Source organism: candidate division KSB1 bacterium (assembly GCA_034506255.1).
In the GTDB taxonomy this organism is placed as follows: Bacteria; Zhuqueibacterota; Zhuqueibacteria; order Zhuqueibacterales; family Zhuqueibacteraceae; genus Coneutiohabitans; species Coneutiohabitans thermophilus.
Genome location: JAPDPX010000003.1, coordinates 45,292 through 58,416, shown reverse-complemented (window position 1 = coordinate 58,416; position 13,125 = coordinate 45,292). Strand labels below are relative to the sequence as shown.

Here is a 13,125-nt window from a genome sequence, read left to right as displayed (position 1 = left end):
GCAAGCCCGGCAACGGGAGCGCTTCCGTGACGGCAGTGGCGAACTCAACCAAGGAAGGGATCATGCATAAAATCCTCGTGACCGGCGGTGCCGGCTTCATTGGCAGCAATTTCATTCATTATCTCCTGCGCCGGCATGACGACGTCGCGGTCATCAATCTCGACAAACTCACTTATGCCGGGAACCTCGAGAATCTGCGCGACCTCCAGGGCCATCCCAACTATCATTTCGTGAAGGGCGACATTTGTGATGCCGGCCTGGTGGATGAACTGTTGCCGGGCGTCGAGGTGGTGGTGAATTTTGCGGCGGAAAGCCACGTCGACCGTTCGATCGGCAGCCCGGATGCATTCATCCGCACCGATGTGTTCGGCGCCTTCGTGCTGTTGGATGCCAGCCGCCGCCACGGCGTCAGCAGGTTCATTCAGATTTCCACCGACGAAGTCTACGGCAGCATCGCGCAAGGCTCGTTCAAGGAGACCGATGCGCTGATGCCCTCCAGTCCCTACTCGGCCTCGAAAGCAGGGGCCGACCGGCTGGCCTATTCCTACTTCGTCACTTACGGTCTGCCGGTTATCATCACGCGTTGCTCCAACAACTTCGGGCCGTATCAATATCCCGAGAAGCTGATTTCGTTGTTTGTCACCAATGCCATCGAGGACAAGCCGCTGCCGATTTACGGCGACGGCAAAAATGTGCGTGACTGGATCTATGTGGAAGATCATTGCGATGCCATTCACTTTCTGATGGAGCACGGCCGGCCCGGCGAGGTGTACAACATCGGCGGCGGCAATGAGCGCACCAATCTGGAGATCACAGATTTCATCCTGGCCCGACTGAACAAACCGGCGTCGCTCAAAACCTTCGTCACCGACCGCCTGGGCCACGACCGCCGTTATTCGGTGGATTGCAGCAAACTTGCCAGACTGGGCTGGCGGCCGCGGCACACGCTGGAAAACGCGCTGGCACAGACCATCGATTGGTACGTGGAGAATCGCTGGTGGTGGGAAAAATTGAAAAGCGGTGAATATCTCGAGTTTTATCGCAAGAACTATGGCAAGTCATTGTGACGTCGCGTTCATGCCTGCCCTGTTTGAACCCCTCGCCCGAGGCACGATTTTTTTCCTCCGGATCAAGTTCAACCTGAGTCAAGCATTCATCATTTCCAAAGCCGCCTGTGGGTAGGCTCGTACTTTTTTGAGGATAACCATTGGAAGGAGTGCACCTGTGACCCTCGAACAGAAAATCGAAAACGGAAGCGCGAAGATTGCCGTCATCGGCCTGGGCTACGTCGGCCTGCCCCTGGCCGTGGAATATGCCGGCGCCGGTTTTGACACCGTGGGCATCGATCTGGATGAGCGCAAGATCACCAAACTCAACAAAGGCCAGAACTACATCGATGACGTTGACAGCAACAAGCTGGCGGAGCTGGTCAAGGCCGGCAAGCTGGAGGGCCAGACCGATTTCAAAAACATCGGCAAGGCCGATGTCATCTTCATCTGCGTGCCCACGCCCTTCACCAACAACAAGGAACCGGATGTCTCCTACATCGTGAGTGCGGCCAACGGCATCGCCTCCGGCCTGCGCAAAGATCAGTTGATCATCCTAAAATCCACCACCTACCCCGAAACCACCGAGAAAGTGGTGCAGCCCATCCTGGAGGCGCAAAAACTCACCGTGGGCAAGGACTTTTACCTGGCGTTTTCCCCCGAACGCATCGATCCCGGCAACAAAAAATTCACCACGGCAACCACGCCGGTGGTGGTGGGAGGCGTGACCAAAAAGTGCACAAAACTGGCGGCGGCCATTTCCCGCAAGGTGGTCTCCGAAGTGCACGAACTTTCCAACCCCAAAGCCGCGGAAATGACCAAGCTGCTGGAGAACATCTTCCGCTCGGTCAACATCGCGCTGGTCAACGAGCTGGCGCAGCTCTGCGACCGCATGGAAGGCGTCGATATTTGGGAAGTGGTGCAGGCGGCCTCGACCAAACCCTTCGGTTTCATGCCCTTCTGGCCCGGGCCCGGCATTGGCGGCCACTGCATCCTGGTCGATCCCTACTATCTGAGCTGGAAGGCGCGCGAGTATGACTTTCACACCAGTTTCATCGAGCTGGCGGCGCAGACCAACGAAAACATGCCCTATTACGTGCTGGATCTGATCATCCGCTCGCTCTCGCATCACGGCGTGGCCATCCGCGATGCCAAGATTTTGGTTTTGGGCGCCGCCTTCAAGAAAAATGTCGATGACACGCGCAATTCGCCGGCGGTGAAGCTGATGGAATTGCTCTACAATCGCGGCGGCCGCAAAATGGAATACAGCGATCCCTGGGTGCCGACCCTCAAAGTCAACGGCAAGCTCTACCAGTCCCGCAAGCTCACCCCCAAATTGGTCAGAAGCGCGGATTGTGTGGTGATCGCGACCAACCACGACGCCTTCGACTATGAAATGATCGTCAAGAACGCCAGGCTGGTGGTGGACACGCGCAATGCCACCAACGGCGCGGCCAACGGCAAGCTCTACAAGCGCAAAGTGGTGAAGCTCGGCTGCGGCACCAACTCGATCCCCGATGTGATGCGCCATCACGAGGAACATTGAGGCAACCGGCCGATTTGCCCTGCGCCGCGCTGCCAGGATGACAACCACGGTGGCATGACCATATCCCGCCCGTGCCGGCGCCAGCCGCTGCACTTCAGCGTTGAAAATGAACCACGAATTTCACAGATTGTTGCCGCTTTTCCGATGAAATTCGTGGTTTTCTTTTGTGGAGTGCGAAGCGCATGGCCTTGCCCAGCCCCGACCAGCAGTCTGCAGCAGTGCCTGCCCGCGAGGAGACGCTCCCCCAGGTCGCCATCGTGATTCCCCTGCGGGGCGCGACACAGTATTTGCCGGAATGTCTCTCCTCCATCGCGCGTCAAACCTATCCCCCTCATCTCATCGAAATCCTGATCATCGCCGACGCCCCGGACGAGGCGGCACAGAAGGTAATCCGTGCCTTCGCCCGCGACAACCCGGGGTTGCGTGTGCGGCGGACTTATGCCAAGTCTCGCACCGCCCGCTCCCGTCGCGCTGCCGCCCCTCCCGGGGACGTCGTCATCCCGCTCGCGCCCAATGCCGTGCTGGCCGATGACTTCATCGCACAAAGCATTGCGGTGATGCAAGCCAGTGGCAGTGCAGCCGTGGGCGGACGCCTGTGCTATCGCGGCACCGGTTGGTTGCAACAGGCAGCCGGCATGGCATTGGCGTCGAAATGGGTGCTGCCCACGGGCACGCAGGAGGAGACGCACAGCGGCGTGCGCCGCGAGGCCCTGATTCATGGTGCCTACCGCCGCACCGCCCTGAGCGCCGCCGGGGTGTTGGAACACGAAATGCCCGGCCATGAGTACGACACCGCGGCACGCATGCAACAACACGGCTATTCCCTCTATTTCTCACCCCGCATTCAATCGACTCTCGCCATTCGTGCAGACCTTTTCGATTTGCTTGGCTGGACTGGTGTGCACGGCCACGGCTGGGCCATGCGCACCAAAAGAACCGGCACACCCGTGCGCATGCACCATCTGCTGCCGGCGCTGCTGCTCCTGGTGGTTGCCACGCTGGCACTGCTCACCCCGCTCGCTGACTGGGCGACGACCGGTTTGCTTGCCGCTGGTGTGATTTACGCCGCCGGCAATCTCACCCTGGCAACCCTCCTGGCGCTGCGCAGCCGGCTGCGGTATCTGCCCCTTCTGCCCGTGGTGCTGGCCGTCATTCATCTGGGCTTTGGCATGGGCACACTGGCCGGCTTGCTGGTGAGCAAACGCTGGGGTGCCGCCCTGCCCAAGTGGGTGGAAAAGTCGGCGGTGATCCTGAGCGACTATGTCGCCATCACGGCGGCCTTTTTCGTGTGGGCGCATCTGCGCTCGGAGCTGGGCCTGTTCGCCATTCTGGATTTCGAACACGCTTTCTTTCTGGCCAACCTCATCTTCGTTTTCTGGTTCTTGGTCTTCCTGCTGTTTGGTTTATATGGCGCCTGGAATGCCGCCTCCCGTCTGGATGAATCCCTTGCGATCGTCAAGATCGTGGGGGGCGGCGTGCTCCTGATCTTTTTGCTGACGTTCGATTGGGAACGCGATCTGCCAAACCCGATCTCACGCGGCCGCATGTTGCTGGTGAGTTACTGGCTCATCGTTGCCGGCGCAGTAATCACCGGGCGCATGCTGCTGCGCACCACCCAGCGCCGTCTGCTCGAAAACGGCATCGGCCTGCACCGCACCGTGATTGTGGGCTGGGGCCAAAAGGCGCGCGAGTTGTATCAAAACATCAGCAAATATCCCGCCCTCGGCTATCGCGTCATCGGCTTCGTCGCGCCCACCGAGTCCGACCGGCTGCACCGTTTTCACGGCGTACCGGTGCTGGGCGTGCTTGACCGCCTCGGCGATATTGTAGTGCGTCATCAGGTTGAGGACATTCTGATCGCACTGCAAAAGCAGGATCAAGACGCGCTGGTCAAGATCATCGCGCAGACGGACGGCCTGCCGGTGAGCCTGAAAATCGTGCCCGACCTCTACAGCATCATCACCGGTCAGGCGCGCACCAATCAGATCTACGGCTTCCCCCTGATCGAGATTTTGCCGCAATACATGCCGGCGTGGGAACGGCTGGCCAAGCGTGCCACCGACGTTCTCGTCTCCCTGCTGGTGCTCGTGCTGGGTCTGCCGCTGTGGCTGCTGATCGCGCTGGCGATCCGGCTGGATTCGCCCGGCAGCACATTTTATCGCCAGGAACGGGTGGGCAAGCATGGCCGCATTTTCGAAGTGATCAAATTCCGCTCGATGGTGACCAATGCCGAGCAGCTCACCGGGCCAAAGTGGGCGGAGAAGGATGATCCGCGCATCACGCGGGTGGGCCGGTTCCTGCGCAAATGGCGGTTGGACGAAGTGCCGCAGTTTCTCAATGTCTTGCGCGGGGAGATGAGCATTGTCGGGCCGCGACCGGAGCGGCCGTATTTCGTGGAAAAACTGCGCAAGGAAATTCCGCTCTACCCGCGGCGGCTGCGCGTGCGGCCCGGCATCACCGGCTGGGCGCAAATCAAGGGCGCCTATGATGCCACGCTCGAAGACGTGAAGCAGAAGCTGCAATACGATTTGTTTTATCTCGAAAACATGTCGCTGCGCATGGATTTGAAGATCATCCTGCACACCATCTATGTCATGCTGGCCGGGCGCGGGCAATAGCGGATCGGGGCTGCTTTCAAGATGATGTTGGCTGCCATTGCCGCCAACGACGGGAATTTCGGAAGGGGGCCATGCCATCCACTTTGCCGGCCGGGCGATGCCGCGTGCCTTGCCATCAGAGAAAAAATTCACCCCGCGCGAATTTTGCAGCCACGTACAGGGACAAAGGATCAACTTGCTTCAAACCAGGGAAGATCCTCCCGGCATCGCCGGGAGCAATTGGACATGAAAACTTGGCGGGATTTTTTCATCCGGAATGGCTTCGCAGATGAAAAAGCCGAAGCTGGTTATCGACTAATGGTATCCCCTCGGTGAACCCATCTTTCCTCTTGGTGAATCGCTGCGTATCTTCGCGCTGAATTCACTCGGTTGCCCTTTCCGGCTGGTTGCCACAAAAGCGCGCGCTGAAAAAAGTTCGAAAATACCTCTCTTGCTTCGGCAAGCTTCAAGATGGGCTCACCGGGTGGATACGACTAATGCCTCGCCATGAAGCTCGACGACGAAAATGTGCCCCGGCCGGATTTGATGTTCACACACAAGGTGCGCCTGCTTCTTTTGGGCGGCACGGAATGGCTCAGGCCGGCAGATGTCGCTGTTGAAGTCATCTCACCCGCCAGCCAGCGGCTGGAAATGGTCGACAAGAGGAATTTATGTGCGGATTTCGGAGGGTGAAGTATTGACTATGCGCCGTCGAGCCGCCCGATAAAGTTGAGATTGCTCAGACGATTCCGCGGCGGGAGGCGACAAGACGGGGACGAAAAGTTTACACCTGAGTTAATCGATGGCGGAAAAGGTCTTCGCTTTTTCCTGGCGTGATTGCTGCAGCACCAGCTCTTGATAAATTCCTTCCAGGCGCGTGACAATCGCATCCCAATCATATCGTTTTCGAATTACCGCCATGCCACCCTGGCGCAGCTTCTCACGCAGTGCCGAATCTTGCAGCACGGCCACGACATTCCGCGCGAATGCCTGCGGCTGATCCGCCACGAGAATATCCTCACCGGGGATCACCTCCAGCCCCTCCACTCCAACGGACGTTGCCACTACCGGCACCCCCAGCGCCATGGGCTCGATGATTTTGTTCAAAGTCCCGGCCCCAAATCGAATCGGCGATACGGCCACCGCACTGCTCAAATAGTATTGCTTGATGTCCTCGACAAAACCGGTCACGATCACATCGGGCGAGGCCAGCGCCCTCACTTTCGCCGGCGGCGACTGCCCCACAACATACAATTTGGCGGACGGTCTTTCCCGCTTGATCAGCGGAAAAATGTCGTTGGTGAAATGGAGAATGCCGTCGATGTTGGGATAATAACTCAGATTGCCGGTGAAAATGATGCGGTCGGGATCGTAATCAGGCAGGCTGCCATTGGTCGAGAAATAACTCAAATCGACACCGTTGGGAATGAGTTCGATGGCGGCTTCCGGTGCAGTTTTGCGCAACTGCTCGCGATCCGGTGCGGAACAGACAAAGCAGGCATGGAATTGCTCCAGCAGGCGTTCGTAGCGCATCATGCGCTGCAACTCGATTTTGAGCAGCAGCTTCAGGAGGGGATTTTTTGCACGTGCCATGAACCGCTCAAGATAAAGCGACACGGCATCGGTCAAATCCAGAACCCTGACCGAACCGCTCTTGCCGGCGGTATACTGCGCCATGCGAATCAAATGCGTATGAATGATGTCGAAATGTTGCCCGCGGCAGGCCCGGTCGATGAGATTTTGCATGCGCCGCGATTTGAAATATTGCACCTGCAATGGCACAGACAGGAACAAACCGGCAAAACACTTGAGCAGCGACAGCCAAACCGGCAGTTTGACATGGTTGATCTGTTTGCAATATGGGCGTAACTGCTGCAAATTCCCCAAATCCCGGCGGGTTTGTGCAAAGCAGATGAGATAAATCTCGTGGCTCCGAGCCAGACGCTTGATGAGATTGAAGATTTTGAGCTTATCCCCGCGATAGGGGGGATAGGGGACACGCGGAGTGAGGAGAAGGATTCTCATTTTCCTTTATCCTGCGTGCGATGATGGCATGTGGGCCGAGAGCAACTGCCAAACTGCGCCTTTCTTTCGATTGCCATCTGGTAGGCTGCGAGATGTTGGCGGGCCACTTGATCGAAATGATAGATGGAGAGATCGCCATAGTCCAACGAGGCCCTTATGTATTCTCCTTCCCGCTCGAGCAGACACAGCATTTCACACAACTTGTCGCTCGAATCAAGGGGAAAGCCGAACATGCGGGAACCGTTCCGACGGTCAATCTCAATGCTTGCGGTAATATCTGATCGAATAATGGGCAGTTTGCAGCTCATCGCCTCAATCAATGGAATGCCAAAACCTTCATACAGTGAGGGGAAAACCAGGGCTTTGGCGTGGTGATAAAGCCAGAGGAGTTCTTCATCGCTGACATGGCCGAGCAGATGGACAAAATCACATGCCCTGATAAGCGGCATTATCTGCTCATGCCCCGGTCCCAGCCTGCCCACCAGCACGAGCCTTGAATCACGTTTGAGATCGCCGCGCTGGCGTGCCCGCTGAAAGCATTGCACTAAAAAACTGATGTTCTTGCGCTCTTCGATGGTTCCGACGTGAAGAAAGTAAGACTTGTCTTGCAAATCTGCAACAACTTCTCCGGCTGTTTCAGGCGGTCTCCAGAAGATGTCTCGCAGGCCGTTGAAAAGCACAATGATTTTATCCGGCGGCGTTGAGGGAAAAAAAAGAAGAATCTCCTGTTCAATCGCAACAGAGGGGACAATGACCAGTTCTGCCCTTTGCAGAGAGTGTGCCACCGCCCTCTGAATATAGGGAACGTAGCGGCGGGGCAAAGTGTCCGGCCGGTGGAACATCCACAAATCATGAATGGTGACAACCTTGGCGCCCCGGGAAGGCAGCCTGGGTGTGTAGAAATTGTTGTAATGCACCACATCATAAGATGACAACGGGCAGGAAACGTTGGAAACAAACAGGTATGCCGCGCGCCGGACTTGTCGTGGCAGCCAGCCAATCTCATGATAATCAGCCAGAGTCACCTCGGCGAAATTGCGAAGATGGTGATAAAGTCCCAAACATTGATGGCCGATCCCCGTCAGGGCAACAGAAGTTGAGAGGCCGTCATCCAACAAAATTTTCATGGTGCGAACCCGTTGACAGTCAGAGTTCTCATGATAATGCCAATGCCCTGCCGCACTGATGAATGCCAGCGACAGCAAGCCGCGTTCCTGCCCATTTGAGGTGGCGGGAGCCGATTTGTTTGTGTCGCGTGACAGAGGGTCTGTCTCACGCCCTGATGAAGAGAACAAATCCATTTGATATCAGCTTTTCTTGACACCGATCGCATAAATACACCAGCCGACCAGGTTCCAGAAACAGGAGACGACGAATGGCCGCTTGGCACCCACCAGAGCACAGAGCAGAATCAGGGGATCAAAAAAAAGTTTGGGCCAGTTGCGGCGCGTTGCAACCTTTTCGACTTCCAAGCTGCAGTCCTGTCTCACGTACTCAAAAAGCCCCTGCTTGCTCCATGGCCGTTTGTGTGTGTGATCGTCGAAAAAGTTGAAGGGATAACCCTGCTCCCGATAGAAACCGAATGATGGCAGGAACATCGTCGTCCAGTTGGGGGTCTCGATGTAAATCATGCCTCCCGGCTTGAGCAGACGCTGAATCTCACCGCCAAGATGGGCAGGATTGTCGAGATGTTCGATGACGTGCACCAGCAGTATTGCGTCAAAGAATTGGTTGTTGTATGGCAAACTGGCGGTGTTCAAATCCAGCCGATGATAATGAATGAACGGTGGTATCCCCTCCGGCTCGCGCAGGTCGATCCCATAAAATTGAAGACTGGGATTCATTTCCCGCAACTCCAGACAGTTCTTGCCATCGCCACAACCCAAATCCAAAATATTCTGTGAGCCGCGCAAACGGCGAAAGAACTGGCGGCGGGGGTCAAAATGAAGCAGGACGTTCTGCAGCCTTTTCAGCACGTCCCCTCCGCTTCTGGTTTTAAAGGTTGAAAGAGCAGGGGCAGTGATTGACAATATGCGCGAATCATATGCCGGCGCTGCGATGCTGGCAGCCGGAGCGCCAGCATCAGACGCAACACCAACGCCAGAAACCAAATTGCCCGAAATAAAATCTGCGTTGCCCTCTCATGATGTTTGCGAAAATAATGCACTTTGCCGGCATTGGCATGAACGATTGCGGCAACGTTCTCCTGCGTCGTGCTCTGGCCCCCCAAATGTACAATGCTGCATACCGGCAGATAGTGAATTTCCCAGTTATGAAGAACCATGCGATGGCAAAAATCCTCCTCCTCACAAAACAAAAAAAAGGTTTCATCGAAGCCACCCACTTCCACCAGTGCCCGCCGGCGGACGAACAGATAGGCGCCCAACAGTCTTTGTACACGGGTGGGCGCTGTCGGATGCCTTCTGCCGATGACCCAGCGTCCATTCAAACAATTCAGTGGCAGCAGGCGATCCAAAAAAAAAGCCGTCCAACTCATCGTGAGAAGATTCGGCAGTGGGAAAAAGGAGGGTTGTAGCTCTCTGTCCGAACTCAGTATTTTGCAACCACCAATACCCACCCGCGAATGTGCTTCCATATAAGCTAGGACCGGGGTGATGGCATCTTCCACAAAAACCGTGTCGGGATTGAGAAACAGCAGGTATTCTCCCCGAGCGCGGGCAATTCCTTGATTGTTGGCACAGGCGAACCCGCGATTCTCATTGTTTCTGATCAAAATGACTTCCGGAAAGTCCGCAGCCACGGCTTCGGCAGTGCCATCATGGGAGGCATTGTCAACAACCACTGTTTCAAAGGAGGTTTGCTGAACATGTTCTCGTAGCGAGTGAAGACACTGCAATAGTATTGCCTTCGTGTTGTAAGAAACAATGATGATTGAGACCGTGGGAAGCATTCTCCTGACTTTCCTGAGACGTGCAGCACCAGTGCAAGTTTTACCCTGGGGCATTGCCAATTTATTGATGAATTTGCTTCATGATTGCTGCCCCCGCGAGATCATGCGACGCTCATCAGCGCTGTAGCCGAAAGCCAGGGTGATTGACAAGTAGAACAGGAGCGCCGGCAGCAACAGCAACAATCTCGCCCGGGGTGACAAATGCCACATACCGAGGCTCAGGGCGAGGATTGCCACCAACGGCGCAAGGCAACGGCTTTCCAGGCTGCGCCCCAGCGAAAACTCTCTTTGCGAAAGCATCAGGGTCACCATGAGCACCGCGCTCACAGCGAGGGCGATCGTCAGTGCACCTTGGCGGCTAAAGCGGGGTATGGCATAGAGATTCCCGGCAAGAGCGAGAGTGGTTGCGAGGACCACAGCCCTGGTGCGCCGCCACTGCTCTCCTTGCGCAGTGAGCATGACACCATAGGTTTCAAGCACAAAACGGAAAACAATCATGGCGCCGGCCAACTGCATGAGCGGAATGGCGGCCGCGAATTCTGTCGAACCATAGACCAGGGAGATGATCGTGTCGGGATAATTGACAAAGACAAATGCCAGCGGCAATGACACGAACAACAGCGTTTTGTTGACGAAGCGTCCCAGGCGCAGCCAGAGATATTCATTCTCCGAGTGCAGACGGGCAAGGGTGGGCAGCATGGCCTGAATTAAAACATCGGGCAAAATTAGCGTCAACGTGACAAGCTTCATGACGGCCTGATAGATGCCGACGGAATAATCATCCTCAAAAAAGGACAACAGGAGGGTGTCGAGGTGAAACAGCAAGACAGCCAGAATCAAATGAATGCCGAACGGCCAGACACGCTGCAGCAGAGCAACCCCCTCGTCAAATTTCAGACGAAGATGGCGGCCATCAATGAGTGTCAGCGCTGTCCGAACGGCCAGGATCACACCAACCGCACGGCTCAACGTGTACGCGGTGGCAAACAACCAAAGGGGCGCGCGGGTCAGCGCCATAATGGCCAGACTGAGCAGCAAGGCGACATTTTGCAGAAAGGAGATTCGTGTTTGATGCTGCAATTGCTCAAATCCCCTGAACAACGCGAAAACAAAATTGCTGATTGCGGTGAAAACCACACTGGGCACAAAAAGACAGAGCAGCAGACGGGTGCCGGGGCTGAAATCAGAACCGCCGATCAGCAACATCATAACCACCAGCGCACCCCCCACGAAGATCACTTTGAGGGAGGCAAAACGGCAGAACAGTTGCGTGGCATGTTGACGTTCGCGTGCAAGGTCCGTGGTAAACAACAAATCGATGCCGAAGTCAGAAAGGTACAGAAAGATGATCGCCAGCAAATGGGCAAGTGTAAACTGGCCAAAAGCTTCCGCACCAAAAATACGGGCAACCCCCCAGAACAGCAAGGTGTTGCTGCCCAATTGAATGAAAGCAGACAAAAATGAGAAAAGAGAGTTCCACCGTAATTCCGAGACCCTGAGCATGAGCAAACTGTCATTTGTCGAGAGAGAATCGCCATGGTTCTTCCCCGCGATTTCAATCGCTTGATGGAATGAGCGGGGTTCAAGTATGGCCAACTCGCAGGATGCGATGCAGGTAACGGTTGAGATCGACCAGCATGGCGACTGCAAGCGCAGTCAGGAGACTAATCAACCATTCTCCCAAACGGGTGATCTGATAAAAAAAAGAAAACATGACGATCAGGTACAAATGGGTGAGCACGATCAGATTGACCAGCCGCGGCTGTCGTTTCGTACGCGTCATGAAAAAAGTGCATAACCAGCCGATCAGGAAAGGTGCCAGCAGGACGCCAGCCAGGCCGAAATCGGCATGCAACTCGCGCAGGTAGGTGCCGGTATTGGTGCTCACCGGAACGTTGTAAAATTTTTGGAAAAAGGGGACTGCGTCAGCCAGCTCAAATTTGGCGAGCACGCGAAACAATGGTGCAAAGGTATTGGCGCCGGGAAAAAACGACTCGCCACCAGCATTCCAATAGGCATTGAAGACACCCACATGCGAACTGAGATACAAATAAACCGAAGGGGTTATGAAACCCGTGCCTGTAAACTCACCCAATTGACGCGACATTCCATAAAACACCTCATTGGCACCGCGATAGAAGCGAACAAATTCGAAGGCACCAACCAGGATGATCCCGAGAAAGACCAGTAAGATCACGCTTCGAAACCTGGCGCGTGCCGCTGGTGCCGCGCCGCCAGCCGGCATGCGGCGTTTTGTGAGGAAAAAAGCGCTGAAAAACAGGAGCGAACCAATCAACATCTTGGCTCGCCCGGCCTGGGCGATGTCCTCCATGACCAGGGTGAGCAACGGCAGCAAGGCCAACAGGGTCATACGACCTTTTCGTGCGGCATAAATCCCACCCAGACAGCAGGCGGCCAAAGCGAAGGAATCCACATAAGGGATGACACCGATGCTGGCAGCATGGCCGGTGGTGCGCAGCCGGTAAACCTGGTAACCGTTGAGCAAGACATTGGTGATGCTGCCAAACCGATTGATTAGAACCACCCAATGATTGATTACGGCAAACAGCGCCAAAACTGTCAAGATCAAAATCGCAATCGCCAGCAACCTGGTTTCCTGGTTGTGGGCAGACCAGGAGCGCGGTGAGCAATCGCCGGTTTGACCAACTGCCACCGCGCGGTTCGCCAGAGCCGGGAGAACGGAGCCGATTAAAAAGGCCACCCACGCCGTCAAAACCATCAACCAGACTGCGATTGCCAGGCGGGGATAACGGATCAATCCAATTTCATACAGCGCAAGACCCATTCCCCAGATTATCGAGTAAAGCGTGATATGATTAAACCAACGGCGGAAGCAGAGGCGCCCCACCAAGGCACCCAGCAAACCACACAGCAAGAGCAAAAGGGGATGTATGTGCATGGTCCAACTGGCCGTAGTGTTTTAGACGAGGAAACGATTGAGGGACAATCAATCGCACTGCATTTTGTTGTATAAACTTG

General features: G+C 55.7%; 10 protein-coding genes. 4 read left to right on the top strand and 6 right to left on the bottom strand.

Going from position 1 to position 13,125, the window contains the following annotated elements; translation table 11 throughout:
- Positions 1 to 62: 62 nt before the first annotated feature.
- The 4 genes from rfbB (at position 63) to ONB52_06445 (ending at position 5,882) form a co-directional block, all read left to right on the top strand.
- The gene (gene rfbB, locus ONB52_06460; GenBank protein MDZ7415789.1) at positions 63 to 1,067 is read left to right on the top strand and encodes a dTDP-glucose 4,6-dehydratase; all 1,005 of its coding nucleotides are present in this window, start codon (positions 63 to 65) and stop codon (positions 1,065 to 1,067) included.
- 157 nt (positions 1,068 to 1,224) lie between these two features.
- Positions 1,225 to 2,592: a nucleotide sugar dehydrogenase gene (locus ONB52_06455; protein ID MDZ7415788.1), complete on the top strand. Its 1,368-nt coding sequence runs from the start codon at positions 1,225 to 1,227 to the stop codon at positions 2,590 to 2,592.
- Positions 2,593 to 2,774: 182 nt separating this feature from the next.
- Positions 2,775 to 5,210 carry an exopolysaccharide biosynthesis polyprenyl glycosylphosphotransferase gene (locus ONB52_06450; protein ID MDZ7415787.1) on the top strand — a complete coding sequence of 812 codons (2,436 nt, stop codon included), beginning with the start codon at positions 2,775 to 2,777 and terminating at the stop codon, positions 5,208 to 5,210.
- 486 nt (positions 5,211 to 5,696) lie between these two features.
- The gene (locus tag ONB52_06445; GenBank protein ID MDZ7415786.1) at positions 5,697 to 5,882 is read left to right on the top strand and encodes a Uma2 family endonuclease; all 186 of its coding nucleotides are present in this window, start codon (positions 5,697 to 5,699) and stop codon (positions 5,880 to 5,882) included.
- A 102-nt stretch (positions 5,883 to 5,984) separates the two neighbouring features.
- On the opposite strand, the gene ONB52_06440 is transcribed toward ONB52_06445, so the two are convergent.
- From ONB52_06440 to ONB52_06415, 6 genes are all read right to left on the bottom strand, one after another.
- Positions 5,985 to 7,214, bottom strand: coding sequence for a glycosyltransferase family 4 protein (locus ONB52_06440; protein MDZ7415785.1), 1,230 nt, complete (start codon positions 7,212 to 7,214; stop codon positions 5,985 to 5,987).
- On the bottom strand, positions 7,211 to 8,515 hold the full coding sequence (locus ONB52_06435; GenBank protein ID MDZ7415784.1) for a glycosyltransferase family 4 protein: 1,305 nt from the start codon (positions 8,513 to 8,515) through the stop codon (positions 7,211 to 7,213). The genes ONB52_06440 and ONB52_06435 overlap by 4 nt, the downstream gene beginning before the upstream one ends.
- 6 nt (positions 8,516 to 8,521) lie before the next feature.
- Positions 8,522 to 9,190, bottom strand: a complete 669-nt coding sequence (locus ONB52_06430) for a class I SAM-dependent methyltransferase (GenBank protein MDZ7415783.1) — start codon at positions 9,188 to 9,190, stop codon at positions 8,522 to 8,524.
- A complete protein-coding gene (locus tag ONB52_06425) occupies positions 9,184 to 10,125 on the bottom strand; it encodes a glycosyltransferase family 2 protein (protein ID MDZ7415782.1) in 942 nt (313 codons plus the stop codon). Before ONB52_06425 ends, ONB52_06430 begins: the two co-directional genes overlap by 7 nt.
- A gap of 78 nt (positions 10,126 to 10,203) precedes the next feature.
- Positions 10,204 to 11,721: an oligosaccharide flippase family protein gene (locus ONB52_06420; protein ID MDZ7415781.1), complete on the bottom strand. Its 1,518-nt coding sequence runs from the start codon at positions 11,719 to 11,721 to the stop codon at positions 10,204 to 10,206.
- Positions 11,708 to 13,009: an oligosaccharide repeat unit polymerase gene (locus tag ONB52_06415; protein MDZ7415780.1), complete on the bottom strand. Its 1,302-nt coding sequence runs from the start codon at positions 13,007 to 13,009 to the stop codon at positions 11,708 to 11,710. Before ONB52_06415 ends, ONB52_06420 begins: the two co-directional genes overlap by 14 nt.
- Positions 13,010 to 13,125: the final 116 nt, after the last annotated feature.

Coding starts and splice junctions, on each gene's coding strand:
- rfbB (MDZ7415789.1), top strand. CDS start 63: ATGCATAAAATCCTCGTGACCGGCGGTGCCGGCTTCATTGGCAGCAAT.
- ONB52_06450 (MDZ7415787.1), top strand. CDS start 2,775: ATGGCCTTGCCCAGCCCCGACCAGCAGTCTGCAGCAGTGCCTGCCCGC.
- ONB52_06445 (MDZ7415786.1), top strand. CDS start 5,697: ATGAAGCTCGACGACGAAAATGTGCCCCGGCCGGATTTGATGTTCACA.
- ONB52_06440 (MDZ7415785.1), bottom strand. CDS start 7,214: ATGAGAATCCTTCTCCTCACTCCGCGTGTCCCCTATCCCCCCTATCGC.
- ONB52_06435 (MDZ7415784.1), bottom strand. CDS start 8,515: ATGGATTTGTTCTCTTCATCAGGGCGTGAGACAGACCCTCTGTCACGC.
- ONB52_06425 (MDZ7415782.1), bottom strand. CDS start 10,125: ATGCTTCCCACGGTCTCAATCATCATTGTTTCTTACAACACGAAGGCA.